A 25440-nucleotide genomic window follows, 5' to 3' on the forward strand; every position below is an offset into this window, starting at 1 on the left:
GTGCGCGACAGCCCAAACAGTCTACGTCTCAACCGGGCCTCGACGCCAATCCGGGCTCCGACCGGGTGGCGAGGCGGCTCCCCCACCGGCCGAGGAGGAGCACGGACACCGAGAGCAGCACGCTGCCGATGATCGCCAGAGGGAGGTCCATGAAGAACTGGAGCACCAGGAAGGGCGGGATGAACGCCAGCACCGCGGCGATCGCGATGACGGATCGCGGTGGGGTGGGTCCCACCTCGCGCGGCGCCTCCCAGCGCCCGACGAGGAACGAGAGACCGTAGAGCGCCACCAGCGTCACCACGAAGAGCACGGGGCGCGACCACCACCAGGCGGTGCTCGCCGGCGGCGGGCTGAGCGGCGGCACGAGGAGCATCAGGCCCGTGATCGCGAGGATGACGGGCAGGTGCCAGAGGTAGATCGTCATCAGGCGCGACCCGACGAGGAAGACGATCCCGCGCGCGACGTGGGTGTTCATGAGAGCCGCCAGCGCGGGCCGCAGCAACCGCAGGGCGCAGGTCTGCGAGATCGCGAGGGCGATCAGGGGCAGGGTGGGCGGGTTGAGGTTCGTCAGCATGTCGGGCGCGTAGGGGCCCCAGACGGTCATGGGCACGAGGGTCGCGAAGGCGATGAGCCCGATGAGGGCGAGCGTCCACCATCGGCGGGCCGCGAACCAGCCGTCGGCGTACCAGAACCCGATCTGCTGCACGAGCAGCCAGACGAAGAACAGGTTGATGAGGCCGACCGACTGCACGCCGCTGGTGAAGCGGGCGACATCCACGAGGATCGCCCCGGCCAGCAGCACGACGAGGGTGGCCCGCGGGGCCGTCGCGTGCATCCGCACCATCACCGGCACCAATGACTGGCAGAGGATGTACGCGGCCAGGAACCAGAGCGGGGAGGCCGCTCCCTGCACGGCGACGTCGACGATGGCGGGATCGACGCCGAGCAGCCGCGCGCCGCCGATCACGACCGCGTAGAAGACGAAGAGCGGCAGCGCCGGCTGAGCCAGGCGCAGCACACGGCTGCGGACGTACTCCCCCGCCGTACCGCCGCGCCGCGTCAGACTGCGCCACGCGGTGAGGGAGGCGAAGCCGCCGACCACGAAGAACAGCGGCATGATCTGCCCCACCCACGTGACCGGAGCGAACCACCACTGGGCCTCGAGCGGTCGCGAGATCTCGAGCGCGCCATCCGGCCCGAATCCCACCCCCACCATGAGCAGATGGATGAGGACGACGAGCAGCACGCAGAAGACACGGGCGAGGTCGAGGGTCAGATCGCGCTTCGACAGGTCGATCGACGAGGCGGCGGAGGCGACCTTCGTCGGGCGGCTCGGCACGGTCGGCGGGGCGGCGTCGTCCATGCCCTCATCCTATGAGGGCGTGTTCCTCGCCCACGTGTCGCCATGCTGAGGTGGTCTCGCCACGTCGATCGGTGTGGCGAGACCACCTGAGCATGGCGAGAGACGAGGGAAGGGCGATGCTGCCCAGCGGGATCAGCCGGCGCGGCGGCGGGCGAGGATCTCGTTGAGGTCGAGCTCGGGCCGGACGTCGTCGACGATGCCCATGCGGGCGAACCGCGACGGAGCGGTCCGCGCCGGACGCTCGACCGGAGCGACGGGCGCCGCCTCGGGCTCGATCGACTCGACCTCCGCCGTCGCCTCCTCCGCGGCGGCCTCCTCCGCCTCGAGGCGGCTTCGGAGGGCGTCCTCCGCGGCGGCAGCGGCCCGCAGCAGCGTCTCCTGGTGGTCGATGCGCTTCGCCGGCGCCGCCGATGCCGGGGCGGGCTCGGCGACCGGAGCGGGCGGAGCCTCGACCGCGACGGCGGCCTCGACGTCGGCGAGGTAGCGCGGCTTCGGCAGGGCGATCGGCGTCCAGGTCGACCGGGGCTCCTCGATCTCGGGGAGGACGAGCTCGGGCATCGGCTCGTCGGCCACGTCGTCGTAGACGTCGGCCATGGTCACGGGGGCCGTGGACGAGGCGGGAGCCGGAAGGCGCAGACGCCGGCCGGCCCGCGAGAGACGGGCGAGCACGACGATGCTGAGCACGCCGACGACCGTGCCGACCACCGCGACGGCCCAGGCGCCGGTGTAGACGGCCTGCATGCTGCCCAGCACGGAGCAGCTCAGCGAGATCACCAGCACGAGGCTCGCGACGGCGCGGGTGCGGCGAAGCCGATCGGCTGCTCTGATCGCCGCGGGCACGGCCTCCGCCTCCGCGCGCTTGAGCAGCCGCTGCTGCTCGTGCACGGTGCGGGCGTTCACCTCGAGCCGGACCTCGTCGGGCATCTCCGACGTCTCGGCGAGGATGCGCAGCGTCTGCTGCAGGCGGACGGCGTTGCGCTCGGTGGCGAGGTACTGCCGACTCCGGAACCAGGAGGGCAGCAGGTACACCAGCCACAGCACGGCAGCGAGGGCGATGACGAGTCCGCCTCCCAGCCAGTCCGTGCTCATGCCGACAACGGTATGGCCGATCCGGTGCTGTTCTCATGACCTCCGGGCGCGTGTCGAGGAAGCGCATCCGGAGAAGCGGGCAGCAGGACGACGAGGCGGGCTCCCGCCGCCGTCGTGTCGGCGGCGACGGAACCGCCGTGGGCCTCCACGATGGACCGGACGATGGCCAGCCCGAGGCCCGTGCTGCCGGCTCTGCGCGACCTCGAGCCGTCTCCCCGCACGAACCGTTCGAACAGCTCGGGGACGAGCTCGGCCGGGAAGCCGGGACCGTCGTCGGCCACGGTCAGCTGCACCCGGGCGCGGCCGTCCACCGGCTCGACGGTCGTCGTCACCGTGGTGCCGGAGGGCGTGTGCACCATCGCGTTCGAGAGCAGGTTCGCCACGACCTGGTGCAGTCGTTCGTGGTCTCCGCGGACGAGCACCGGCTCGTCGGGCACGTCGGCCGCCCATTCGTGGTCGGGCGAGGCCGCGCGGGCGTCGCTCACGGCGTTAGCGACCACCTCGGCGAGGTCGACGTCGTCGATCCGGAGGTCCTGCCCCTCGTCGAGGCGGGCGAGCAGCAGCAGGTCGTCGACGAGCGAGCCCATCCGGCTCGCCTCCGCCTCGATGCGCTGGAGCGAGTACTCGGTGAGCTCGGGCAGCTCGCCGCTCTCCTGGCGGGTGAGCTCGGCGTATCCGCGGATGGCCGCCAGCGGAGTGCGCAGCTCGTGGCTGGCGTCGGTGACGAAGCGGCGCATCCGGCGGTCGGTCTCGGCCCGCACCACGAACGCGCGGTCGACGTTGTCGATCATCAGGTTGAGCGCGGCGCCCACCTGCCCCACCTCGGTGCGGGCGTCGGTGTCGACCGCGTCGACGCGCTGCGCGATCGAGACGTCGCCGCTGGCGAGGGGCAGCGCCGCGACGCTCGCGGCGGTCTCCGCGACACGGTCGAGCGGCCTCAGCGCGAGCCGCACCACCACCAGCACGCCGACGACGATCACGAGCAGCGCGAGCACCGCGAGCAGCACGATCACGACGGTCTGCTGCGTGACCGCGGCCTGCGCGACGCCGAGCGAGATCCCGGCGACGAGGGTCGAGCCGTCGTCGCGGGTCGTCACGTCGATCCGGTAGTCGCCGAGCCCCGGCACGTCGACCGTCCGCCGCCCGTCGCCCTGATCCGCGGCCGCCTGCACCGCGTCGGCCGCCGCGGGGCCCAGGGCGGTCGCGTCGGCGTCGGTGAACGAGGCCGACTCCACCACCGAGCCGCCGTCGAGGTAGGCGATGATCGTGCCCGGCCCGAGCCCGACGTACGAGGTCATCGGCTTGGAGTAGCCCGGTCCGCCGTGGCCGCCGGGACCGAACTTGTCGACGGAGTGCTCGAGCGCCGCCGCCGAGCCGGTGAGCTGGCTGTCGACCACCGTCGTCACGGACGAGCTCAGCGTGGCCACGTAGCCCGCACCGATCGCGGCCAGCACCGCGGCCACCACGACGGTCACGCCGATGGTGATCCTCGCGCGGAGCGTCAGCGGCGCCCGCCCGCGGGCCGTCGCACCGGTCACGTCGTGGCTCGGAGCACGTATCCCACACCCCGGACGGTGTGGATCATCTTCGGCCGGCCGAGGTCGATCTTCTTGCGGAGATACGACACGTAGAGGTCGACGATGCTCGCCTTGCCCGCGAAGTCGTAGTTCCACACCCGGTCGAGGATCTGCGCACGGGTCAGCACCCGCCGGGGGTTGCGCATGAAGTAGCGCAGCAGCTCGAACTCGGTCGTGGTGAGGGAGATCTGATCGCCGCCCCGGATCACCTCGTAGCTCGCCTCGTCCAGCACGAGGTCGCCCACCTCGATGCGGGTGACCTCGAACGGCTCCGCCTGGGCCGTCCGTCTGAGCAGGCCCCTGAGCCGGGCGACCAGCTCCTCGAGGCTGAACGGCTTCGTCATGTAGTCGTCGCCGCCCGCGGTGAGCCCGACGATCCGGTCGTCGATCGAGTCGCGCGCGGTGAGGAACAGCGTCGGGGTCGAGTCGCCGCTCTCGCGCAGCTGGCGCAGGATCGACACCCCGTCGATGTCGGGGAGCATGATGTCGAGCACGATGAGGTCGGGTCGCGCCTCGGCGAACAGCGAGAGCGCCTCCCTGCCGTCGGCGGCGACGTCGACGATCCAGCCCTCGTAGCCGAGGGCCAGGCTCACGAGGTTGGTGAGGACCGGCTCGTCGTCGACGAGCAGCACCCTGATCGGGCTGCCGTCGGGGCGGCGGATGCGCGGCAGCTTCGCCAGCACGGCTCGCCGCTTGCCCGGATCCGGCAGGGTGCCGGCGGACTCGGAGGGCGGCGGGATCGTCACCCCCCGATTATCGGACAGCGGCGCGGGGGCCCACCGAGTCGGGTCGGGCATTCATGGAGACCTCAAATGTTCTCTGATCGACCGCTCAGCGGCGCGGGTCGATCGGAAGCTGCTGGGCGGCCGCGGCGCGCTCGGCCTCCGGCACGGAGCCCTCCCCCGCCGGCACGTCGCCCGTCTTCCACCGCTTCAGCACCCCGCCGGCGAGCTCCTCCCGGACCAGGGCGAAGCAGAAGTGGTCGCGCCAGTCGCCGTTGATGTGGATGTAGCGGCGCCGGAGTCCCTCGTAGCGGAAGCCGAGCTTCTCGACGACACGCAGGCTGGGGCCGTTCTCCGGGCGGATGCAGATCTCGACCCGGTGCAGTCCCACCGAGTAGAAGCAGTAGTCCGTCGCGAGCGCGACGCCCGTCGGCGTGATGCCCTTCCCGGCGAAGCGCTCGGAGACCCAGTACCCGATGCTGGCCGAGGCGACGGATCCGTAGCTGATCGACGACACGTTCAGCTGGCCGGCCAGCTCGCCCTCCCACTCGAGCACGAAGGGCAGCCCGAGCCCCGCCCGCGCGTTGGCGAGCAGCGATCGGATGCTCGTGCGGGTGTCGAAGGACGACGGCCCGTGAGGGCTGGTCGCCTCCCACGTGCGCAGCCACGACCGATTCTCCACCAGCTCGCGCTCCAGCGGACGGGCGTCGCGCACGCGGATGGGACGGATCGAGATGGGGCCGTCGCTCAGGGTCGGTATGAACATCGCTCGAACACTACCGCGTCGTGGTTCGGATGCCGGGGCTCCAGCCGCCCGGTTCTACAGACCGGCGACGAAGTCCTTCAGCCAGGGGCGGAGGTCGGGGCCCAGGTCCGAGCGGTCCGTCGCGAGCTGCACGATGGCCTTGATGTAGTCGAGCTTGTCGCCGGTGTCGTATCGGCGGCCTCGGAACACCACGCCGTAGACGCCGCCCGCGATCGAGTCGTCGTCGGCCAGGGTGAGCAGCGCATCCGTCAGCTGGATCTCGCCGCCCTTGCCCGGGGGCGTCTTCTCGAGGATGTCGAACACCTCGGGCTGGAGGACGTATCGGCCGATCACGGCGAGGTTGGACGGCTGGGACCCCTGCTCGGGCTTCTCGACGAGCCCGGTGACCTTGACCACGTCGTCCTCGTCGGTGGCCTCGACGGAGGCGACTCCGTAGAGGTGCGTCATCGACGGGTCGACCTCCATGAGGGCGATGACCGTGGCTCCCTTGGCCTCCGTCACCTCGAGCATGCGCTTCAGCAGCTCGTCGCGGGCGTCGATGATGTCGTCGCCGAGCAGCACCGCGAACGGCTCGTTCCCCACGTGCATGCGAGCGCGCAGGACGGCGTGGCCGAGTCCGAGCGGATCACCTTGCCGCACGTAGTGCATGTCGGCGAGCGCGGTCGACTCGTTGACCACGCGGAGCATCTCGCCCTTCCCCTTCTGCTCCAGGGTGGACTCCAGCTCGTAGACGCGGTCGAAGTGGTTGTCGATCGCCGTCTTGTTGCGGCCGGTCACCACGAGCACGTCGGACAGACCCGCGTCGACGGCCTCCTCGACCACGTACTGGATCGCCGGCTTGTCGACGACGGGCAGCATCTCCTTGGGCATCGCCTTCGTCGCCGGCAGGAACCGGGTGCCGAGGCCCGCCGCGGGGATGACCGCCTTGCTGAGTGGTTTCGCCATGCGATCCAGCGTATCGACGTTGCGGCGCGGGAGGAGGGCCCTTGCGGAAACACCCGTGTCACACAGCGCGCCTAGACTCTCCGGTATGACGGCAGACGTCACCGATACCAAGCGCGCACTGCGCGCGGAGCTCCGCGAGCGACGACGCACGCGGACGTCGAAGCAGGTCGAGGAGGCCACGGAGGGCCTCACCCGGAATCTGGTCGCCGTCGCCGAGACCTACGGGGCGAGGACCATCGCGTCCTATCTCTCCTCGCCCACCGAGCCGAACACGCGTCCGTTCCTCAACTGGGCCGTCGCGGGCGGGCGTCGGGTGCTCCTCCCCATCGGCCGCACCGACGGCCTGCTCGACTGGACCGAGGGCGACGGCGAGTCCGAGACGGAGGGCCTCCATGGCGTGCCGGAGGCCGTGGGCGAGATCCTGGGCCCGATCGCCATCAACGACGCCGACCTGATCGTGGTGCCGGCGTCCGCCGTCGACGGCCGCGGCATCCGCATGGGCTGGGGGCGCGGCTACTTCGACCGCACCCTCGGGTCGATGGAGCGCTGTCCTCCCGTTTTTGCGCTCGTGTACGACGATGAGATCCTTGACGAGGTCCCGCGGGAGGTGCATGACGCTCCGGTCGACGGGGCCGTCACCCCCACCAGGATCGTGCGCTTCACGCACTGAACGCCCGCGGAGACCAGCCGTGCCCACGTATTCGTATCGCTGCACCGAGTGCGGCAACGCCTTCGACATCCAGCAGTCCTTCACCGACGACAGCCTCACGGAGTGCCCCGCCTGCGGTGGCCGCTTGCGCAAGGTCTTCAGCCCGGTGGGCGTGACCTTCAACGGATCGGGCTTCTACCGGACCGACTCGCGGAGCTCCTCGTCGAAGGGCTCGTCGTCGAGCGGCTCGTCGTCGGGGTCCGACTCGGGCTCGAGCTCGTCGTCGTCCACCTCCGGCTCGAGCTCCTCCACGAGCGGGTCGTCCGCCAGCGGATCGTCGTCCTCGAGCGGGTCGTCCTCGAGCGGCAGCGGGTCGTCCTCCGCTTCCTGACGGGGCTCCGTAGGCTGGATCCCATGTTCAAGGGATTCAGGGAGTTCATCCTCCGAGGGAACGTCATCGACCTCGCGGTCGCCGTGGTCGTCGGCGCCGCCTTCACCGCGGTCGTCAACTCGATCGTCGCCAACCTGATCAACCCCCTGATCAGCGGCTGGTTCAATGCCAGCGACCTCGACAACGCCCTGGTCGTGCAGTTCGGCGAGGCGCAGATCAAGTTCGGAGCCGTCCTCGGTGCGATCCTCCAGTTCCTCATCGTCGCCGTGGTCGTCTACTTCGTCTTCGTGCTGCCCATCAACCACCTGAAGAAGATGGCCTTCTCCCTCAAGAAGACCCCGGCCGAGTCGCTGCAGGAGGAGAAGGAGGAGCTGCCGCCCACCGAGACGGAGCTGCTCATCGAGATCCGCGACCTGCTCGCCCACGGCCGCCCGTCCGCCGCCCAGCCGAGCGGCGCCACGACCTCCCCCACGTCGCTCACGGTGACGGACGAGCCCCCGCACGGCCGGCACGGCGGCCCCGCCACCTCCTGACCCCCTCCCCCGGGGCCTTTGTCCACCAGATGCACCTTCCCGCGTCGCTGAAGGTGCTTTTGGTGGACAAAGCCCGAGGTCACCAGTGCGGAGGGACGTCGCGCCTCAAGCGCTCGTCGTTCTCCCCGCGGGCGGACGGAGCGTCCGCGTCCTCGGCGGCGCGCACCGGCTCGACCCGCGGGAGGTCCTGAGGCGTCGGGTCGCTGCCCGGCACGGGGTCGGTGATCACACGACGGCGACCGGCACGTCGGATGCGGGGCTCGTTCACCCCTCGATCCTGCCGGATGCGGATCAGATCCGGCTGATCGGCCCGGTCGCCATGGCGTCGGACTCGACCAGGGCGAGCTCGCGCACGCCCAGCACGGAGGAGATCCTGGCGGCCACGCCCTCCGGGTCGGAGAACAGCTCGAAGCTGTGCACACGGAGGTAGTGCCACCCGAGGCGGCGGAGCATGTCGGGCCGCAGCCTCAGGGACTCGCGGAGGCTCGCGGAGTGGACCACCGCATCCGTCTCGATCGCGATGGCGCGCTCGTCGTGCGACGCGACGAGCGTGAGCTTGCCGCGGTGCTCGAACGCCACCGAGAGCCCGCGATTGCCCAGGCGTCGTGCGAGGTCGATGAGCAGGGCGTCACCCGGGCTCGAGAACGTGTCGGGCGTCGGGCCGCTCTCGGCCTCGGTGAGGATCTGCCGGAGGGCGACGACGCCGTAGTTCATGCGGTCCTCGTCGATGTCGGCCGGAGTGAAGCAGCTGACGATGTCCATCGACCGCCGGGCCCTGGTCATGCCGACCGCGAGCAGCCGCTCGCCACCGGGACGAGCGAGCCCGCCGAAGTTCGTGAGCACGCGGCCGTGGGCCGTCTTGCCGTAGCCGATCGAGAAGATGACCCGGTCGCGGCTCTGCGCCACCGACTGCTCGAGGGTCGCCACCATGAACGGCTCGGCGCGCTCCTTGAGGATGAAGTCGGCGAGGTCGCTGCGCTTGGCGAACGCGGCGAGGACGGCCTGTTGGAGGCGTACGGCATGCTTCGACGACGCCGTGATGACCATGAGCGACTCGCGCGGGTGGTGGATGGCGTGGTCGAGCACGAGGCCCACCACCTTCTCGACCTCCGCGTCGACGCTCTCGACGGCTCCCGACTCGGGATCGGGCATCCCGCCGCGACCCTCGACGTAGTGGAGCGCGAGGCTCCCGTGTCCGAGGTACGTGCCCGCCCACGGCAGCGAGTCGATCTTGCCGCCGTAGAAGCGGTGGTTCACGAGTTCCGCGAGGTCCTCCCCGCCGGCACGGTAGCTGCGGGTGAGCGACAGCGTCGGCACGAGGTCGGCGAGCTGGGCGAGCGCGGAGTCGGAGTGCAGCCCCTCGACGGTGGCGGCGTCGGGAACCGGTCGCTGATCGTCGACCGACCTGACGGCGGTCTCGAAGTACGACGGGGTCTGGGTCACGGGGTCGCCGAACGCGACGATCTGCCGGCCGCGACGGATCGCGGGCACGTTCTCGGCGAGCGTCGTGGCGCCGGCGTCGACCAGCACGACCGTGTCGAACGCGATCGCGTCGCTGATCTGCGGCACCTCGTAGGGCGACGCGAGCCAGACCGGCGCGAGCGCCTTCGCCAGGTGCGGAGCGGTGCGCTCAAGCCCGACGCTGGTCACGTCGTCGGAGCGCAGCATCGTCTTGAGTCCGGCGGCCTCGTCGGGGTGGTCGACGATGCCGACACTCCAGGTCTCGGCGAGCTGCCAGGCCAGGAGCTGGCCGTTCATCGAGGCGTGTGCCTCGTCGACCAGACGGAAGTCGCCCTCGAGGCGGTCGAGCACCGCCGTGTTCGCCCCCAGCAGGGCGCGGTCGGAGGCGAGCATCGTCTCGAGCACCGACTGCCACCAGGCGAGCTCGAGCTCGTCGGGGATGGCCGACTCGGGGACGTGACGGTTCGACAGGTCGACGAGGAGGGCGTCGAGGTCGAGCTCGCGCAGGGAGTCGAGGAGGTCCATCCGCTCCTGCAGGTTCGCCATCACCTCCGACTCCTCGGCGAGGCCCTCGATGCGCTCGATGAGCTGCTCGATGGGCAGGTTCGACAGCTCCTTGCCGGTGCCGACGAGGCCCAGCGGGATGTCGAGGAGCGCCAGGTCCTCGGTGACGCGCTGGAAGGCCATCTGCACCTCGTTGATCCCGATGGGGATCTCCGGCGGGATGCCCGCCGCGGCGAAGCGGTACCAGAGCGTGCGCTGCTGCTGGATGCGGCGGAGCGCGGCGTTCACGTCGGCGACGTGCACGCCCGGGCGCACGTACTCGCGAGCCAGCGCCTTGAGGCGCCGCCGCGAGGTCGACGACATCTGCGGGGCGTCGCGGCGGGCGGAGGTCGCGGCGATGAGGTCGGTGAGCGAGCGGTCGAAGACGACGGGCTGGAACTTGTCGAGGGTCTCGCGCAGGTCGGCGAGCAGCCGGAGGTAGACCCCGAGCTCGTTGATGGTGGAGAACGGCCGCATGCGCGTCTGCCCGATGAGCTCGTAGGCACCCGTGAGCAGGCTCGGCAGATCGTGGTGGCTGAGGCGCTTCGCGACGTCGTGCGTCCGGTGGGCGTCGTCGCCGGAGGTGAAGGAGGCGCCGTACCAGGGCGAGTCGTCGGGGCCGTAACGGAACTGGCCCAGCTCGGCCGCCTTGCTGAGGGTGCGCGCGGCCTTGGCGCGGCCCGTCGCGAGCGCCTCGAGGGCGGACCGCTCGAGTCGCGCGGTGGTCTTCGGCGGGTTCTGGAGCAGCGAGAGCCGGGCGAGCTCGCGCAGCGCGTCGAGCACCGACACCTTGAGCAGCGGGTCGACGCGCGACATCGACGTCCGGTAGTCGAGCAGCACGGCACGCAGCCGCACCAAGGCGTCGTCGATGTCGGCGACCTGCGGCGCCTCCGCCTTCTCGTTGCGGGCGATCGACTTGATCAGGTCGCGGCGGAGGGTCCGGGGCGAGACGGCCAGGCCCGGAAGGCCGACGTCGGAGAGCCTGCGGTCGATCCCGGTCAGGCTGAGCCGTCGCGGGCTCACGACGAGCACCCGCTTGTTCTGCGACACGAGCGCGCCGATCGCGTTCACGATCGTCTGCGTGCCGCCGGTCCCGGGCAGCGTCTTCACCACGAGCGAGTTGCCCGCGGCGATCTGGCTGATGACGTTCTCCTGCTCGCCGTCGGCGTCGAGCAGGAGCGTGTCGGTGGAGGGGGCGCGGTGGTCCTGAGGCGCCGGCTCGGCCGGGTGGTAGCCGTCCTGCACGGCGCGGCGGGCGGTGAGGTTGCCGGCGATCGCGTCGAGCACCGGGTGCTGGATGGCGCGCGCATCCGCCGCCATCGCGCTGGCGACGTCGGCGAAGGTGGAGACGACCAGACGCGGATGCACGGAGAACCACGGCAGGTGCGAGGTGAGCCCGCGCAGGCGGTCGATGACCGGCTGCGGCTTGAACACGCCCGACTGCTCGGCCAGCTCGACGAACGTGCGCTCGTCGATCGAGATCTGGAACTGCTCCGCGAGGGCGCGCACGAGCTCGGGGTTGACGTAGGCGCGGCCGCGCAGCTTGAGCTCGAAGTCGCGTCCGTAGCGTCGCACCGAGATGGGGCGCAGCAGCACCGGGGCGCGGAACGAGTCGTCGTCGGTGCGCCACTCGGCGAGCCCGATGGCGAGGTGCACGGCGTCGATGCCGCGCACCGAGCGCAGCTCGACGCCCTTGTCGGTGATGACGCCCGCCGCGAGCCGGGCGTTGCGCAGGGCCAGCTCGTCGCGGATCAGGTTCGACAGGAGGGTCGCGTTGCCCGTGATGAACTGCGCGAGCCCGCCGGGGTGGGTGGTGGACAGCTCGATCCGGGACCGTGGCGAGTCGTCGAAGTGGATCAGCGGACTCACGCCGCCGAGCTGGGCGATCTCGGCCCGCCACTCCTCCCGGGTAGGGTCGACGAGGCTCTCGGTCGTGAAGACCTGGCCCAGGGGAATCTCGGACGACGACGCGCCGTGACGACCCCAGGCCGTCTCGGCAGCGTCGGTCGCGGACGTCAGCTCGTCCGCGTCTCGTCTCTTATCGGCGCGCCACACACGGTCACCATACGGTCGTGCCCTCGCTGATCAGCGGAAACTCGCCGGATTTCGCCACATTCCCCTCGTGCGGGTGTCCTCGTCGATCCGGATCGGAATACCTCGCCCACGCGGGACGCTGTACAGAGGGTCATGACTCAGCTCTCCGTCCTCGACCTCATCCCGGTGCGCGCCGGTCAGACCACGGCGCAGGCCGTGGCCGCGAGCGTCGCCCTCGCCCAGACCGCCGACCGCCTCGGCTACACGCGGTTCTGGGTCGCCGAGCACCACAACATGCCGGCCGTGGCGTCCACCACGCCCTCGACGCTCATCGCCCACCTCGCCACCGCGACCGAGCGCATCCGACTCGGCTCGGGGGGTGTCATGCTCCCCAACCACGCGCCGCTGGCCGTGGCGGAGCAGTTCGCGCTCCTCGAGGCGATGCACCCGGGTCGCATCGACCTCGGCCTCGGGCGGGCCCCGGGCTCCGACCCGGTGACCGCCTACATGCTGCGCGGCCGGCGTGGGCCCGCGGATGCGGATCCCGCCGCCGACTTCCCGCAGGACGTCGAGACCGTGGCCGCGCTGCTCGGGTCCGACCGGGCGCCGGCGTCGGCGCCGTTCGGAGACGAGCAGCCCGGCGTCGGGCTGAACATCCGCGGCCGGAGCTACGAGCTGAGGGCCACGCCCCGGTCGACGAGCGCTCCCGAGGTCTGGCTTCTGGGGTCGAGCGACTACAGCGCGGCGCTCGCCGCCCAGCTCGGTCTCGCCTTCGTCTACGCCAACCACTTCGGGGCTCCCGGCATCGACCGCGCGCTCGACCTGTACCGTTCCGGGTTCCAGCCGTCGGAGGCGCTCGCCGCGCCGAAGACCCTGCTCACCGTCAACGCGTCGGTCGCGGAGGACGCCGAGGCGGCCCGTCTCGCCGCCCTCCCCCAGCTGATCACCATGGCGCGCCTGCGCACCGGCGGCACGCTCGGCCCCCAGCTCACCATCGACGAGGCTCAGGCCACGGCGCTGACCCCCGTCGAGGAGGCCTCCATCGCCGAGCAGGAGGAGCGCTGGATGATCGGCGAGCCCGCCGAGGTCGCCGACCGCATCCGGAAGGGCGCGGAGCGCTACGGCGTCGACGAGGTGATGGTGTCGCCCGCGGGCGGCGCCTGGGCGGCGCAGCCCATGACCTCGACCCCGTCCCGCGAGCGCACGCTCGCCCTGCTGGCCGCGGAGCTGCTCGTGTCTGACAAGCTGGCGGCATGAGCGACTTCAACACCCGGATCCTCGAGGAGTTCCGCGCGAACGGCGGGCGGGTCACCACGGCCGGTTTCGGCGACAGCCTGGTCATCCTCCATTCGATCGGATCCAAGAGCGGCACCGAGCGCGAGAGCCCCGTCCTGGCCCTCCGTCAACCCGACGGGTCGTGGCTGATCGCCGCCTCGAAGGGCGGTGCGCCCGACAACCCGGCCTGGTACTTCAACCTCGTCGGCACGCCCGAGGCCTCGATCGAGGTGCCCGGCGATGCCGGCATCGAGAGGGTCGACGTCGTCGCCGAGGTGCTGACCGGACCGGAACGGGATGCCGCGTGGTCGCAGTTCACCGAGCGGTCCGAGGGGTTCCGCCAGTACGAGGAGCGAGCCGCCGGCCGCGTGATCCCGGTCGTGCGCCTGACCCGCCGCTGACCGGACGAGCGGTGCCCCGACCCGGCGTCCCGACGACCCCGCTCGTCTAGGCTGGGGACGATGAGACTGCTGCTGATCAGACACGGGGAGACGCCGGAGAACGCCCGAGGGGAGATCAGCTCGGAGTACCCCGGGCCGGGGCTGACGGAGATGGGCGAGCGCCAGGCCGCGGCGATCCCGCAGGCTCTCGAGGAAGAGCCGATCTCGGCGATCTACGCCTCCACCCTCCTCCGCACGTCGATCACGGCGACCCCGCTCGCCACTCGGCGCGGCCTGCCCATCCAGGTCGTGGAGGGGGCGCAGGAGATCTACGCGGGCGTCTGGGAGCATCGCTCCGACGAGGAGGCGTTCCGGGGCTATCTCGAGCCGATCGTCGCCTGGTGGCACGACCGCTCCGTGCGCATCGAGGGCGGTGAGGACGGCCACGGCTTCTTCGCCCGCTTCGACGGCGCCGTCGAGCGGATCGTGTCGCAGCACTCCGACGACGAGACGGTGGCCCTCTTCAGCCACGGCGCCGCCATCCGGGTGTGGAGCGCGGGGACCGCGGAGAACCTCGACGAGGAGAGCTCGTCCGGCCTCCGCCTCGACAACACCGGCATGGTCGTCATGGAGGGGTCGCCCAGCGCGGGCTGGCGCATGACGCGCTGGTCCGGACAGCCGATCGGCGGGGCGTTCCTGGCCGACGGGCACCCGGATCCCGGCGGCGAGGGCGACATCGCCGACTGACCGGTCCGCCTCACCCGGGGCGTGGCTATGAGTACCGCGGATGGCGCGCGTCGCGGGCGCGAAGACCGGCGGCCGGATGTTAGACAGGGTCGGTGCCAGGCGCGAGCGCGCCCCCTCCCGACAGGACAGGTCCCATGCCCCCATCCCGACGTCGTGCGCGTGCGCGCGGAGGTGCCGGCCGATTCGCGGCCGCGATCCTCGCCACGCTCACGCTGACCATCGGCGCCACCGTCGTCGGCGCTCCCGCCTATGCCGCCGACTACCCGACGTGGGACGACGTGCAGAACGCCAAGGCCAGCGAGAGCGCCAAGCAGGCGGAGATCGACCAGATCACCGCCCTGATCGCCGACCTGCAGGCCAAGGCGACCGCCGCGCAGGCCCTCGTCGAGCAGCGCACGGCCGAGGCCGATGCCGCTCAGACGGCGCTCACGGCTGGGCAGGCCAAGGCCGATGCGCTCTCGGCGTCGGCGGCGCAGTGGCAGGCGAAGTCGGATGCGGCCAGCAGGCAGGCGGCCCTCTTCGCCGCCGACTTCGCGAAGACGGGCGGTCCGAGCGTGACCTCGGTGCTCATCGGCAGCGACGCCGCACAGGCCGACCAGGTGCTCGCCAAGCTCAGCTCGATGGGCAAGCTGACCGAGACCATCAACGGCATCTACGCCGAGGCCAAGCAGGACAGCAACACGGCTCAGTCGCTCTCGGCTCAGGCCGACGTGGCCAAGCAGGAGCTGACGCAGCTCCAGCAGGCCGCACAGGACGCCCTCGAGCAGGCCGCCGAGGCGCAGCAGGCGATGGTCGCCGCCCTCACCGAGCAGAACGCGCACGAGGCGGAGCTGCAGGCCCAGCTCACCACCCTCCAGCAGAACCTGGCCACCACCGAGCAGCAGTACCAGGCGGGTGTGGCCGCCGCCGCGGCCGCCGCCGCCGCTGCTGCCGCAGCCGCCGCCGCAGCGGCGCACGGAGGGGGTCAGTCCGTCGGGCCGGTCTCCTCCGACGACCAGGCGCTGGCGCAGGAGCTCATGGGCTACGTCGCCGCCGGCCAGTTCCACGGCTCCTACCCCGACCACATCTTCGAGATCGAGTGGATCGCCGAGGGCAAGACCGTGCCGAACTGCACGATCGACACCTCGATCCTCCAGGCGATGGTGGCGGCCGTCCGGGCCTTCGGCAGCGCCGGCGTCAGCGACATCAGCCGACGCTGCACGGGGCAGATCGAGGGCGCAGGGACCGCATCCGCCCACTACCGCGACGGCGGCGGCCACGCCGTCGACTTCACCTCGGTGGGCGGGATGGCGACGACCGGCGCCAACTCCGCCTCGCTGCAGCTCATCGACGTGCTGAACGGCGTGATGCCGAGCGGATCGCGCGTGGGCCAGGCGAACTGCCGCCGCAGCGCCGGGACGAGCGACAGCTGGAGCAACTTCACCCAGTTCGACGACACCTGCAACCACCTCCACGTCGACGACTTCTAGCGTCGCCGCCGCCGTGGCCCGACTCGGAGTGGCCCGAGTCGGAGTGGCCCGCGCCGGAACCCGTCGACGCGGCGGGGCTCAGTCGCGCGACGCCGGGGAGATGTTCACGAGCCAGTCGACGCCGAACCGGTCGGTGAACGACCCGAAGCTGTCGCCCCACGGGGCCTTGGCGAGCGGCTCGCCGATCGTGCCGCCCTCGGAGAGCCCTTCGTAGAGCCGCGTCAGCTCCTCCTCGTCGTCGCCGAACAGCGCGACCGAGGCGTCGTTGACCCCGCGCGCGTGCTCCATGCGGTTCGGGACGTCGGCCGCCATGAGGATCAGGCCGGACGGGAGGATCAGCTGGGCGTGCATGATCTTGTCGCCCTCGGCGGGATCATCGCTCACGCCGAACTCGGAGTAGCGGGACATCGTGAGGTCGCCGCCCGTCACCGAGTGGTAGAAGGTCACGGCCGCCTCGGCCTGGTCGCGGAAGTTGAGGTACGGGCTCAGCGTGATGGCCATGTCGGTCTCCTCGTCGTCGATGGTGCAGCCAGAGTAGCGAGGCCGTCCGACACAGGGGAAGGTGAGCACCTGGCGGGGATGCCGGTTCGGTGCCAGCCTGGGCAGCATGACCCAGACCCCGACGACGGACCCCGACCGCGACGACGGCAAGGGCCCCGGCGGCCGCATCACTCTGCTCGTGGTCGTGGCGGGCGCAGTGGGCCTGTTCGTGCTGCGGCGCCGATCCGCCGCGAAGCGCAAGCGGAAGGAACGCGACCGCGAGGCTCGGCTGCGTGCCCGCGGCTTCGACGTCGAGCGCGGCAAGAGGCTCCGCAAGGGCCTGGGTCGCGCATCCACCCAGGCCGCGCTCGCCCAGCGTCGCCTCAAGCACTCCCTCACCGGCGACTGAGCCGGTCGGAACGCATGGCCTCTCATCCGTCCCGCCCGCTGCGCCCGGTGGAGCTGCTCGCCCTGGCCGGCGCGATGGCGGTGTTCACCGGTCTCGCGGTCGGCCTCGTCACCCGCGAGCCCCTTCTCGCCCTGCTGTTCGCCCTCGGGGTGGCGGTGGTGGGGGTGCTCGTGCTCGGCGTGCTCGCCCTCGTCATCGGCGAGCACCGCCGGAGCTGACCCGCCACCGCCGTCCCCTCAGTACGCGATCCGCCCGGTGCGGTCGTGGAACTCGCCCGTCGGACCATCCGGCGCGACCATCGCGAGCGCGACCGTCGCATCCGTGCCCTCCGTGACCGTCTGATGACCGCTGTGCCCGTTGAAATCGGTGGCGGTGTAGCCGGGATCGCTCGCGTTCACGCGGAAGGTCGGCAGGTTCTTCGCGTACTGCACGGTGAGCGCGACCACCGCCGCCTTGGACGCGGCGTAGGGCACCGAGAGCACCGGGCGCTCGTCGCGGCCCTCGCCCAGGAGGAAGCGGGGCCAGCCGACACCCGAGGCGACGTTGACGACCACCGGATGCGTCGACTCCCGCAGCAGAGAAAGCGCGGCCTGGGTGACCCTGACGATCCCGACCACGTTCGTGTCGAGGACGGTCTGCATGGCCGTCGCGTCCAGGTCGTCGACGGTGAAGGAGTGGCCGAGGACGCCCGCGTTGTTGATCAGCACGTCCAGTGCGGGGATGTCCCTCATCGCCGCGTCGACGCTGTCCTGATCGGTCACGTCGAGCTGCAGCACGCGAGCGCCGAGCTCTCGGACGGCCTCTCCCGCGGCCGGATCGCGCATCCCGGCATAGACGGTGTGGCCGGCCTCGATGAGGCGGCGGGCGGTCTCGAGCCCCAGGCTCCGGTTGGCTCCGGTGATGAGTGTGTTCGTCATGCTCCGATGCTGCGCCGCGGCGGCTCCCGCACCCAGGCCCCGGTCGACGGTGGGACCACCGGTACCAGGATGATGACGGAGGCGCGGGGCAGGATGGGGGCATGGAGGAGTTCGCGAGCGTGCTGCGGGCCTGGCGCGACCGCGTCGACCCGGTCGAGGTGGGGCTTCCCGCGGGCGGCGTCCGACGCGCGCCGGGACTGCGGCGGGAGGAGCTGGCCGCGCTGGCCGGCGTGAGCGTCGACTACGTGGTGCGGCTCGAGCAGGGGCGATCCACGCATCCGTCACCGCAGCTGCTCGGCGCGCTCGCGAACGCCCTGCGGTTGAGCGACGAGGAACGCGACCATCTCCATCGGGTCGCCGGCGTCGCCCCTCCCCCGGCCACGGTCGTCCCGCGGCACGTCGCGCCGGGCGTCCAGCGCCTGATCGACCGGCTCGGCGACGTCCCGCTCGCCGTCTTCACCGCGACCTGGGACATCCTGCTCTGGAACGGTCTCTGGGCGGCTCTCACCGGCGACCCGAGCGGCCGCCACGGCCTCGACGCGAACCTGGTCTGGCGTCACTTCACGGCCGGGCATCCGGGCACCGAGTTCGACGACCGCCACGAGGAGGAGTTCTCCGCCGACCTCGTCGCCGACCTGCGCGCGGCGCTGGGCAGGTATCCGGCCGACGCCGCGCTCGCCGACCTCGTCGCCAGGCTGCGGGCGGCCTCCCCCGACTTCGCCGAGCGCTGGTCGACCGCCCGCATCGCCGAGCACCGGTCGAGTCGGAAGACGATGACCGACACCCCGGTCGGCCGGATCACGCTCGACTGCGACGTCCTCACCGTCCCGGGCAGCGACCTCAGGATCGTGGTCTACACGGCCGTTCCCGGCTCGGAGGACGCGTCACGGCTCGACCTCCTGCGGGTCACCGGCCTCCAGCGGCTGCACGCGACCGCAGTGGAGCAGGCGGGCTGACGATCGCTCCGCCGACCGTCGCTCACTCGGCCATGGAGGCGCGCATCTCGAGCGCGATCTGCGACGCGTCGAGGTTGGCCAGGGCGTTCTCCAGCACGTCCGCGTCGAAGGTGCCGTTGTCGCGGGCGTCGAGGAGTGCGGCGCGCTGGGCGGCGATCACCGCGAGCTGATACTGCTTCGCCCGCTCGAACGACTCGGGTGTGCGCTGCCCGTCGACGGTCGGCGCCTGGATCGTCTCGCCGCTCGTGCGCATCAGCTCGAACAGGCGCGAGCGCTCCTCGTCCGCCTGCTCGGCGACCGCGTCGGCATCCACCGGGGGCGAGATCCGCTTCAGCAGCGGCCCGATCGTCCCACCCTGCACGAGCAGCGACAGCACGGCTACCGCGAACGCGACGAGGATCAGCACGGGCCGCTGCGGGGTGCCCTCGGGAAGGGTCTGCGCCGCCGCCACGGTGACCGCGCCGCGCATGCCCGCCCAGACCACCGCGGTCCCCTCACGCCAGCCCAACGGCGCCCGGAGGAAGTACTCGACGTCCGCGACCACCTGGGTCACGCGCGAGACGAAGCGCTGGATGTCGCGATCGGAACGGGGCCGGCGGCGGCGGTTCACCTCCGCGAACGTCTCCTCCGCCCCCTCCGGCGAGGAGATGCGCTCCTGCATGCCCTGCACGCGGTCCTTCACCCGTGCCAGTCGCCTCGATCGCCACGCCAGGACGGCGAGGAGCGGCCCGACGTAGGCGGCCCGCACCAGCAGCGTGATCACCAGGGCGCCGGCGGCGATGAGGACCGCGAGGCCGATGCCCGCGTGCTCGCGCTCGACGTCGGCGAGGATCGACGTGATCTGGATGCCCATCGTGAGGAAGACCGCGCCCTCCAGCACGAGCTCGACCGTGCGCCAGTTCTGCGAGTCCGAGAGCCGGGTCTGCGGGGTGAGGTCGCGCGGGGCACGGATGCCGGTGACGATGCCCGCCACGACCGCCGCCACCAGACCGGAGGCGCCGAGCACCTCCGCGGGGATCGACGCGACGAAGGGGAGGGTGAACGACAGCACGGTGTTGACCGTGGGGTTCGAGATCCGCCTCCGGAGAAGGAGGCCGAGCAGCGCCGCGAGCCAGCCGATGACGACCGCGACGACCACCGAGTACGCGAAGGTGCCGACCGTTCCCCAGAAGGAGAAGGCGGCCGCCGTGGCGACGATCGCGGTGCGCAGGAGCACCAGAGCGGTCGCGTCGTTGAGCAGGCTCTCCCCGTCGAGGATCGCCACGACGCGCTTGGAGACCGACGTGCGCTTGATGATGGAGGTGGCGACCGCATCCGTCGGGCTGATGATCGCCCCCAGCGCGACGCCCCAGGCGAACCCCAGATCGGGGATGACGACCATGAAGAACAGCCCCAGCGCGAGCGAGGTGACGACCACGAGCACCACCGACAGCCCGCCGATGGCGCCGAACTCCCGCCGGAAGTTCATCGCGGGCATGGAGACCGCCGACGAGTAGAGCAGGGGTGGCAGCACTCCCGCGAGGATCCACTCCGGCTCGATCTCGACCGAGGCGAACACCGGGAGGAAGCTGGCGCCGACACCCGCGAGGACGAGGACGAGGGGTGCGGCGACACCCAGCTTCGGCCCCACGAGGGTCGCGAACGCGATCACCACGAGGGCGAGCACCAGGATGACGAGCGTCTCGGTCATGCGCCCAGCCTAATCCACTTCGAGGGTTGACAGTTTGATATCTAACTGTCATAGTTCTGATCATGGAGTTCATCGAGAGCACGCTCGGCCTCATGCGCTGGGTGGGCTTCGCCCAGTTCAAGGCCGCCGAGGAGTGGAACCGCGAGCGCGGCCTCACCCCGGAGCAGGGCCGGACGCTCGGGTGGCTCGCCGAGAACCCCGGTGCGATGCAGCGAGACATCGCACGCATGAGCCGCACGAGCGCGGCCAGCGTCTCGAGCCTTCTGCAGGGACTCGAGAAGCGCGGTCTCGTCGAGCGGCGCAGCGAGAACGGCGACGATCGGGCCAAGCGCGTCTACGCGACGCCCGAGGCCGTCGCCCTCGTCGCGGGCGCCCGTGAGGCGATGCTCGGCATGGAGGACGACATCCTGTCGCCCCTCGACCCCGCCGAGCGGGCCACCCTGCACGGCCTGCTCAGGAAGGTGACGGACGAGCTTCCGCCACTGCCGGAGCGCTGACCCTCCCCCTCACTCCCTACTCCCCCGGGTGACGGACCTCGTCACCCTCTCCTCGCTCGCTCGCTCCGCGATGCGTCGCGTCCGCACTCGTGCGCGCCGACTCTCCGCGGCGCGCTCTCCCGCCGCGCCCCGGCTCCTCGCCGCCGCGCGCTCCCCCCACGCTTCGGCGACCCGCCGTCGCGCGATCCGTCACGCCCGAAAGGAGCACCTCATGACGATCCAGCATGAACCCCTCACCCCGAACGCCTCGCCCGCCTCGAACGACTCCCCCGCCCGCGGCACCGACCGCTGGTACCTCTCCTCCGCTCCCGTCTGGCGTGCTCTCGTCCACCTCGCGGTGCCGATGGCGGCCGGTGTGAGCGTCGGGGCCGTCTACAACATCATCAACGCGGGCTTCGTCGGCTCGCTCCACGACAGCGCCCTCCTCGCGGCGATCACCTTCGGCCTCCCCCTCCTCGGGCTGGTGATGGCGGTCGGCGGCGTCTTCGGCGTGGGCGGCGGCGCCTTGGTGTCGCGCCTGCTCGGCGCGGCCGAGCACGACCCCGCGAAGACGGCGGACATCAAGCGCGTGTCCTCGTTCGCTCTCTGGGGCTCCGTGGTCACGGGCGTCGTGGTGGGAGGCCTGGGCCTTCTGCTCCTCGACCCGCTCGTCCGCCTCCTCGGCGCGGATGCCGCCTCGGCTCCGGCGACGAGCGCGTATGTGGCGGTCATGCTCGCCTTCGTCCCCGTGCTCGCCGCGATGTTCTGCCTCGAGCAGCTCGTCCGCGCCCAGGGTGCGGCGAAGCAGTCGATGATCGGCCTGATCGCCTCGACCGTGGGCAACCTGGTGTTCGACGTGCTGTTCATCCTCGTGCTCGGCTGGGGCGTCGCCGGAGCGGCGCTGGCCGTCGGGCTCGCGAACCTCCTCGCCGTGGGCTACTACGCGTGGTTCCTCCAGCGCCGCAGCGAGCACATGAGCCTCGCCCCGCGGTGGTTCACGCTCTCACCCGCCATCCTCAAGCCGGTGTTCGGCGTGGGTGTGGGTGAGCTGCTGCAGTCGTCGTTCCTCATCGTCACCGCGCTCGTGATGAACAACCTCGCGATCGCCTACGGCGACGGCACCCTGGCCGCGATGGGCGTGGGGCTCCGCATCGCCCAGCTCCCGGAGTTTCTCGTGATGGGTGTCACCATCGGCATCCTGCCCCTGCTGGCCTACTCGTTCGGCAAGGGCGATCGGATGCGCCTGAACGCCTCTCTGCGTGCCGCCGCACTCGCGATCGGGGCGATCGTGCTGGTGTTCTCCGGCACGGTGTTCCTCTTCCGGGAGCAGGTGTTCGGGCTGTTCTCCTCCGATTCCTCCGTGATCGCGGTGGGCGTCCTCATCCTCACCGCCCAGCTCGTGGCGACGGTCGTCAACGGGTTCACCGGCCTGTTCACGACCCTCTTCCAGGCGGCGGGACGCTCGGTGGCCGCGATCACGATGTCGATGGCCCAGGGTGTGCTGTTCATCCCGATCGTCGTCGTCGCGAACCTCTGGTTCGGCCTGCCGGGGCTCATCTGGGCGATGACGATCACCGAGGTCGTCGTCTTCGCCACCGGCGTCGTGCTCTACCTGGCCACCCGTCGCGGTCTCGCTCGCGACCTCGCTGCGGGGACCCCCGCCCGCGCCGAGGCCGCACTCGAGGCCGCGCCCGCCGCCTGAGCGCCCGAAGTGTGAGCACCGAACGCCGGAGCGGCGCATCCCTCGCCAGGGGATGCGCCGCTCCGGTTCGTGGGTGGTCCGGTCCTAGGCCTGGATGAAGGCGAGGAGGTCGGGGTTCAGGACATCGGCGTGGGTGGTGAGCATGCCGTGCGGGTAGCCCTCGTAGATCTTCAACGTCGAGTTCTGCAGCAGCTCATGCTGCTTCAGCGACGCGTCCTTGTACGGCACGATCTGGTCATCATCACCCTGCGTCACCAGCACCGGCACACTGATCGCCTTCAGATCCTCGGTCTGATCCGTCTCCGAGAACGCCTTGATGCCCTCGTAGTGCGCCAACGCACTCCCGGTCATGCCCTGACGCCACCAGTTGTCGATCACCGGCACCGACACCTCCGCACCCTCCCGGTTGAACCCGTAGAACGGACCCGCCGCGACATCACGGAAGAACTGCGCCCGGTTCGCCGCCAACGCGCTCCGGAACCCGTCGAACACCGAGATCGGGGTACCCTCCGGATTCGCATCGGTCTGCACCATCAGCGGCGGCACCGACGCCACCAGCACCGCCTTCGCCACCCGACCCTGCGGCTCCCCGTACTTCGCCACATACCGGGCGACCTGACCGCCACCGGTGGAGTGACCGATGTGGATCGCGTTCGTCAGGTCCAGATGCTGCACGACCGCGTCCGCGTCACTGGCGTAGTGGTCCATGTCATGCCCGGTGTCGATCTGCGACGACCGGCCATGCCCACGACGATCGCTGGCGACCACACGGTACCCGTGCTGCAGGAAGAACAGCATCTGCGCATCCCAGTCATCCGACGACAACGGCCAACCATGATGGAACATGATCGGCTGGGCATCCTTCGGACCCCAGTCCTTGTAGAAGATCTCAGCGCCGTCCTCGGTGGTGACGAAACCCATGTCGATCATCCCTTCGTCTCGCGCCCCGCCGCGCTCCCGGCGGCCGTCGGGCCCTGACCCCCGCGAACCCACGGAGAGTGAGACCACAGTAGCGCTCGCGTCAACCCCGGACGGGGGCCGTTCGCTGAACGTCACGCGACGGTTCGCTCTGGGTATCGTGAGACCGCGGTCACCCCTGCCCCGGTCGAGCCGGTCGAGCCGGTCAGCCCGCGGCGGCGCGCTCCTCGGCCTCCCGAGCCAGCAGCAGGTAGCAGCTCGCCGTCCAGGTGTAGGCGCGGTCGCGCAGGCCCGCGCCGGTGAGGGCGTCGAAGTTCTCCGCGAAGCCGGAGCGCTCGCACAGGCGCCGGAAGCGCTCGCTGATCCGGTCGGCCAGCGCGGTCTCCCCCGCCTGCCGGAGGCCGTCCTCGACGAGCACGGTCGACGGCGCCCAGACGGGTCCGCGCCAGTATCCGTCCGCCTCGTACTCCGGGCTGTCGACGAGCTCGGTGGCGGGCCCGAAGTCGGTCAGGTGCCGTTCGATCCGCGCGGCGAGGAGTCCGTTGATCTCGTCGGGGAGCTCGGGCGACGCCACGATGGGCAGGGTGTTCAGCAGCGAGGTGGTCGTGCTCGCGCGCCCGCTCTCGGGCGCGCGAGCGACGAAGGACTCCCCGTCCCACAGCTCCAGCAGGGCCGCGCGGATCGACCGCGCCTCAGCGCGCCAGCCCACGGCGTCCTGGTCGCGCGCCACCTCGACCGCCAGGCCGGCGAGCGCCTCCAGCTGCACCACGAGGAAGGCGGCGAGATCGGGCGCCTCGATGACGCGGTCGCGGTCGAAGGTGGTGGCGTTGTCCCATCCGCTGTCGTTGCCGTGCTGGTAGTGAGCGAGCGGATGCCCGGGAACTCGTCGGCGGTCGAGCCAGAACCGGGTCCAGGCTGCGAGCGCGTCGTAGATCTCGACGAGCTCGGAGGGCGTGAGCGGGGCGCCCAGGGAGGCGCGGAGCTTGCGGAGCGCCCATCCGTGGATCGGCGGCTTCACGAAGTTGTAGAGCACCTCGGAGTGCGTGACCGAGTCGGGCAGCGCTCCCGAGGGGTCCTGGAAGTCGAAGACGACCCGGAACTGCTCCACGGCCTCGCGCGGCAGGCCGGGTGCGAGGGCGAGCGCGTTGAAGCAGTGATCCCAGCTCCAGACCTTGTCCATCCAGTGCTTCGACATGACGATCGACTCGCGCTCGAGGAACCCCTTCGGCGACACGGTCGCCGACCAGAGCACGTAGCTCGCCGCCGCGGCGGCGGGTGAGCGCTCGCTCCGCCAGGGCGCCACCCGCTCCACGTACTCGTCGAACTCGGCCTCGACCTCGGCCACGAGGTCGTCGAACGACCGGCGAGCCGAGTACGGGGCTCGCGCGGTCTCGTACTCCTCGATCGCGATCTCCCACTCGGCCCCGCTCGCGAGGATCGAGCGGGCGCCCGCGCCCAGCAGCTCGGCCCCGGTGACGGCGATCTCCCCTGCCACGACGGTGACGCGGTACCGTCGTCCGGTCTCGTAGGAGGTGAGGACCGCGGCGCCGTCGACCGGGTCGCGGAAGAGGTACGACCCGGTGAAGGGCGTGAGCTCCGAGGTCGCGTCCGCGATCGTCATCGCCAGTCCGCGTCCGCGCATCCGGAGAGTGCTGTCGTCCTCGAAGACGGCCTCGACCGCTCCCTCGGGCGTGCGCCAGCGGAGGCACGCCGGCGAGGCCTCGAGCGTGGGCGCCTCGGCGTCCGGTTCGAAGCGGACGATCGGGTGCATCCCGGTCTGGTGCGACACGAGGTGCAGATGCTCGCGCATCGTGTGCAGGCCGACCACCGGAGAGACGTCGAACCACGCGCCGCGACGGCTGAACGGGATCTCGCGGATGTCGAACGACAGGCGGGACGGTGCTGTCACGGTGGACCTCTCCAGACGGTGTGCTGCGGGACGGATGGC

General features: G+C 71.2%; 25 protein-coding genes. 12 read left to right on the forward strand and 13 right to left on the reverse strand.

Annotated elements, in window-relative coordinates; genetic code table 11:
- Window positions 1–28 precede the first annotated feature (28 nt).
- From IEX69_RS18125 to galU, 6 genes are all read right to left on the reverse strand, one after another.
- Window positions 29–1363 carry an acyltransferase family protein gene (locus IEX69_RS18125; protein WP_085018906.1) on the reverse strand — a complete coding sequence of 445 codons (1335 nt, stop codon included), beginning with the start codon at window positions 1361–1363 and terminating at the stop codon, window positions 29–31.
- A 132-nt stretch (window positions 1364–1495) separates the two neighbouring features.
- A complete protein-coding gene (locus IEX69_RS18130; protein ID WP_085018905.1) occupies window positions 1496–2452 on the reverse strand; it encodes a hypothetical protein in 957 nt (318 codons plus the stop codon).
- Window positions 2449–3990, reverse strand: coding sequence for a sensor histidine kinase (locus IEX69_RS18135; protein ID WP_157127109.1), 1542 nt, complete (start codon window positions 3988–3990; stop codon window positions 2449–2451). The genes IEX69_RS18130 and IEX69_RS18135 overlap by 4 nt, the downstream gene beginning before the upstream one ends.
- Window positions 3987–4775, reverse strand: a complete 789-nt coding sequence (locus IEX69_RS18140; protein WP_373284503.1) for a response regulator transcription factor — start codon at window positions 4773–4775, stop codon at window positions 3987–3989. Before IEX69_RS18140 ends, IEX69_RS18135 begins: the two co-directional genes overlap by 4 nt.
- 85 nt (window positions 4776–4860) lie before the next feature.
- Window positions 4861–5517, reverse strand: coding sequence for a GNAT family N-acetyltransferase (locus tag IEX69_RS18145; protein ID WP_085018903.1), 657 nt, complete (start codon window positions 5515–5517; stop codon window positions 4861–4863).
- A gap of 54 nt (window positions 5518–5571) precedes the next feature.
- On the reverse strand, window positions 5572–6462 hold the full coding sequence (gene galU / locus IEX69_RS18150; RefSeq protein ID WP_085018902.1) for a UTP--glucose-1-phosphate uridylyltransferase GalU: 891 nt from the start codon (window positions 6460–6462) through the stop codon (window positions 5572–5574).
- 85 nt (window positions 6463–6547) lie between these two features.
- On the opposite strand from galU, the gene IEX69_RS18155 reads away from it, so the two are divergent.
- From IEX69_RS18155 to mscL, 3 genes are read left to right on the forward strand one after another with little or no spacing between them, the layout of a single operon-like run.
- Window positions 6548–7132 (forward strand): 5-formyltetrahydrofolate cyclo-ligase, encoded by a 585-nt coding sequence (locus tag IEX69_RS18155; RefSeq protein WP_085018901.1) that lies wholly within the window; start codon window positions 6548–6550, stop codon window positions 7130–7132.
- 19 nt (window positions 7133–7151) lie between these two features.
- Window positions 7152–7502, forward strand: coding sequence for an FmdB family zinc ribbon protein (locus tag IEX69_RS18160; protein ID WP_085018900.1), 351 nt, complete (start codon window positions 7152–7154; stop codon window positions 7500–7502).
- A gap of 23 nt (window positions 7503–7525) precedes the next feature.
- On the forward strand, window positions 7526–8035 hold the full coding sequence (gene mscL / locus IEX69_RS18165) for a large conductance mechanosensitive channel protein MscL (protein ID WP_085018899.1): 510 nt from the start codon (window positions 7526–7528) through the stop codon (window positions 8033–8035).
- Window positions 8036–8114: 79 nt separating this feature from the next.
- Here the strand turns inward: mscL and IEX69_RS18170 are convergent, their stop codons facing one another.
- Window positions 8115–8303: a hypothetical protein gene (locus IEX69_RS18170; RefSeq protein WP_085018898.1), complete on the reverse strand. Its 189-nt coding sequence runs from the start codon at window positions 8301–8303 to the stop codon at window positions 8115–8117.
- A 23-nt stretch (window positions 8304–8326) separates the two neighbouring features.
- A complete protein-coding gene (locus IEX69_RS18175; protein WP_085018897.1) occupies window positions 8327–12094 on the reverse strand; it encodes an AAA family ATPase in 3768 nt (1255 codons plus the stop codon).
- 132 nt (window positions 12095–12226) lie between these two features.
- Between IEX69_RS18175 and IEX69_RS18180 the strand changes: the two genes are divergently transcribed.
- The 4 genes from IEX69_RS18180 to IEX69_RS18195 all read left to right on the forward strand — a co-directional run bounded on the left by IEX69_RS18180 (window position 12227) and on the right by IEX69_RS18195 (window position 15944).
- Window positions 12227–13330, forward strand: coding sequence for an LLM class flavin-dependent oxidoreductase (locus IEX69_RS18180; RefSeq protein ID WP_085018896.1), 1104 nt, complete (start codon window positions 12227–12229; stop codon window positions 13328–13330).
- Entirely contained in the window at window positions 13327–13749 is a 423-nt protein-coding gene (locus IEX69_RS18185) for a nitroreductase/quinone reductase family protein (RefSeq protein WP_085018895.1), read from the forward strand. The genes IEX69_RS18180 and IEX69_RS18185 overlap by 4 nt, the downstream gene beginning before the upstream one ends.
- A 60-nt stretch (window positions 13750–13809) precedes the next feature.
- Window positions 13810–14475 (forward strand): histidine phosphatase family protein, encoded by a 666-nt coding sequence (locus IEX69_RS18190; RefSeq protein ID WP_085018894.1) that lies wholly within the window; start codon window positions 13810–13812, stop codon window positions 14473–14475.
- Window positions 14476–14609: 134 nt separating this feature from the next.
- Window positions 14610–15944 (forward strand): hypothetical protein, encoded by a 1335-nt coding sequence (locus IEX69_RS18195; RefSeq protein WP_085018893.1) that lies wholly within the window; start codon window positions 14610–14612, stop codon window positions 15942–15944.
- Between the two features lie 78 nt (window positions 15945–16022).
- On the opposite strand, the gene IEX69_RS18200 is transcribed toward IEX69_RS18195, so the two are convergent.
- Complete coding sequence (locus IEX69_RS18200; RefSeq protein WP_085018892.1) at window positions 16023–16445, reverse strand: VOC family protein; 423 nt, start codon at window positions 16443–16445, stop codon at window positions 16023–16025.
- A 106-nt stretch (window positions 16446–16551) separates the two neighbouring features.
- Between IEX69_RS18200 and IEX69_RS18205 the strand changes: the two genes are divergently transcribed.
- Window positions 16552–16833 carry a hypothetical protein gene (locus tag IEX69_RS18205; protein WP_085018891.1) on the forward strand — a complete coding sequence of 94 codons (282 nt, stop codon included), beginning with the start codon at window positions 16552–16554 and terminating at the stop codon, window positions 16831–16833.
- 14 nt (window positions 16834–16847) lie between these two features.
- Window positions 16848–17051, forward strand: coding sequence for a hypothetical protein (locus tag IEX69_RS18210; protein WP_085018890.1), 204 nt, complete (start codon window positions 16848–16850; stop codon window positions 17049–17051).
- 18 nt (window positions 17052–17069) lie between these two features.
- Here IEX69_RS18210 and IEX69_RS18215 read toward each other — a convergent pair whose 3' ends face one another.
- Window positions 17070–17750 (reverse strand): SDR family NAD(P)-dependent oxidoreductase, encoded by a 681-nt coding sequence (locus IEX69_RS18215; RefSeq protein WP_085018889.1) that lies wholly within the window; start codon window positions 17748–17750, stop codon window positions 17070–17072.
- A 101-nt stretch (window positions 17751–17851) separates the two neighbouring features.
- Between IEX69_RS18215 and IEX69_RS18220 the strand changes: the two genes are divergently transcribed.
- A complete protein-coding gene (locus IEX69_RS18220) occupies window positions 17852–18706 on the forward strand; it encodes a helix-turn-helix transcriptional regulator (protein WP_085018888.1) in 855 nt (284 codons plus the stop codon).
- 22 nt (window positions 18707–18728) lie between these two features.
- Here IEX69_RS18220 and IEX69_RS18225 read toward each other — a convergent pair whose 3' ends face one another.
- The gene (locus IEX69_RS18225; RefSeq protein ID WP_085018887.1) at window positions 18729–20396 is read right to left on the reverse strand and encodes a cation:proton antiporter; all 1668 of its coding nucleotides are present in this window, start codon (window positions 20394–20396) and stop codon (window positions 18729–18731) included.
- A 62-nt stretch (window positions 20397–20458) separates the two neighbouring features.
- Between IEX69_RS18225 and IEX69_RS18230 the strand changes: the two genes are divergently transcribed.
- Both IEX69_RS18230 and IEX69_RS18235 read left to right on the forward strand, forming a co-directional pair.
- On the forward strand, window positions 20459–20893 hold the full coding sequence (locus IEX69_RS18230; protein WP_217348673.1) for a MarR family winged helix-turn-helix transcriptional regulator: 435 nt from the start codon (window positions 20459–20461) through the stop codon (window positions 20891–20893).
- A gap of 211 nt (window positions 20894–21104) precedes the next feature.
- Window positions 21105–22574, forward strand: coding sequence for an MATE family efflux transporter (locus IEX69_RS18235; RefSeq protein WP_157127108.1), 1470 nt, complete (start codon window positions 21105–21107; stop codon window positions 22572–22574).
- Between the two features lie 84 nt (window positions 22575–22658).
- Here the strand turns inward: IEX69_RS18235 and IEX69_RS18240 are convergent, their stop codons facing one another.
- Both IEX69_RS18240 and IEX69_RS18245 read right to left on the reverse strand, forming a co-directional pair.
- Window positions 22659–23495, reverse strand: a complete 837-nt coding sequence (locus IEX69_RS18240) for an alpha/beta fold hydrolase (protein ID WP_085021363.1) — start codon at window positions 23493–23495, stop codon at window positions 22659–22661.
- Window positions 23496–23697: 202 nt separating this feature from the next.
- Window positions 23698–25401, reverse strand: coding sequence for an amylo-alpha-1,6-glucosidase (locus IEX69_RS18245; RefSeq protein ID WP_174604410.1), 1704 nt, complete (start codon window positions 25399–25401; stop codon window positions 23698–23700).
- Window positions 25402–25440: the final 39 nt, after the last annotated feature.

Source organism: Cnuibacter physcomitrellae, assembly GCF_014640535.1.
Taxonomy (GTDB): Bacteria; Actinomycetota; Actinomycetes; order Actinomycetales; family Microbacteriaceae; genus Cnuibacter; species Cnuibacter physcomitrellae.

Excerpts from the sequence above, each read along its gene's own strand:
- IEX69_RS18125 (WP_085018906.1), bottom strand. The coding sequence starts at position 1,363 with ATGGACGACGCCGCCCCGCCGACCGTGCCGAGCCGCCCGACGAAGGTC.
- IEX69_RS18130 (WP_085018905.1), bottom strand. The coding sequence starts at position 2,452 with ATGAGCACGGACTGGCTGGGAGGCGGACTCGTCATCGCCCTCGCTGCC.
- IEX69_RS18145 (WP_085018903.1), bottom strand. The coding sequence starts at position 5,517 with ATGTTCATACCGACCCTGAGCGACGGCCCCATCTCGATCCGTCCCATC.
- galU (WP_085018902.1), bottom strand. The coding sequence starts at position 6,462 with ATGGCGAAACCACTCAGCAAGGCGGTCATCCCCGCGGCGGGCCTCGGC.
- IEX69_RS18155 (WP_085018901.1), top strand. The coding sequence starts at position 6,548 with ATGACGGCAGACGTCACCGATACCAAGCGCGCACTGCGCGCGGAGCTC.
- mscL (WP_085018899.1), top strand. The coding sequence starts at position 7,526 with ATGTTCAAGGGATTCAGGGAGTTCATCCTCCGAGGGAACGTCATCGAC.
- IEX69_RS18180 (WP_085018896.1), top strand. The coding sequence starts at position 12,227 with ATGACTCAGCTCTCCGTCCTCGACCTCATCCCGGTGCGCGCCGGTCAG.
- IEX69_RS18185 (WP_085018895.1), top strand. The coding sequence starts at position 13,327 with ATGAGCGACTTCAACACCCGGATCCTCGAGGAGTTCCGCGCGAACGGC.
- IEX69_RS18190 (WP_085018894.1), top strand. The coding sequence starts at position 13,810 with ATGAGACTGCTGCTGATCAGACACGGGGAGACGCCGGAGAACGCCCGA.
- IEX69_RS18195 (WP_085018893.1), top strand. The coding sequence starts at position 14,610 with ATGCCCCCATCCCGACGTCGTGCGCGTGCGCGCGGAGGTGCCGGCCGA.
- IEX69_RS18200 (WP_085018892.1), bottom strand. The coding sequence starts at position 16,445 with ATGGCCATCACGCTGAGCCCGTACCTCAACTTCCGCGACCAGGCCGAG.
- IEX69_RS18205 (WP_085018891.1), top strand. The coding sequence starts at position 16,552 with ATGACCCAGACCCCGACGACGGACCCCGACCGCGACGACGGCAAGGGC.
- IEX69_RS18210 (WP_085018890.1), top strand. The coding sequence starts at position 16,848 with ATGGCCTCTCATCCGTCCCGCCCGCTGCGCCCGGTGGAGCTGCTCGCC.
- IEX69_RS18215 (WP_085018889.1), bottom strand. The coding sequence starts at position 17,750 with ATGACGAACACACTCATCACCGGAGCCAACCGGAGCCTGGGGCTCGAG.
- IEX69_RS18220 (WP_085018888.1), top strand. The coding sequence starts at position 17,852 with ATGGAGGAGTTCGCGAGCGTGCTGCGGGCCTGGCGCGACCGCGTCGAC.
- IEX69_RS18225 (WP_085018887.1), bottom strand. The coding sequence starts at position 20,396 with ATGACCGAGACGCTCGTCATCCTGGTGCTCGCCCTCGTGGTGATCGCG.
- IEX69_RS18230 (WP_217348673.1), top strand. The coding sequence starts at position 20,459 with ATGGAGTTCATCGAGAGCACGCTCGGCCTCATGCGCTGGGTGGGCTTC.
- IEX69_RS18235 (WP_157127108.1), top strand. The coding sequence starts at position 21,105 with ATGACGATCCAGCATGAACCCCTCACCCCGAACGCCTCGCCCGCCTCG.
- IEX69_RS18240 (WP_085021363.1), bottom strand. The coding sequence starts at position 23,495 with ATGGGTTTCGTCACCACCGAGGACGGCGCTGAGATCTTCTACAAGGAC.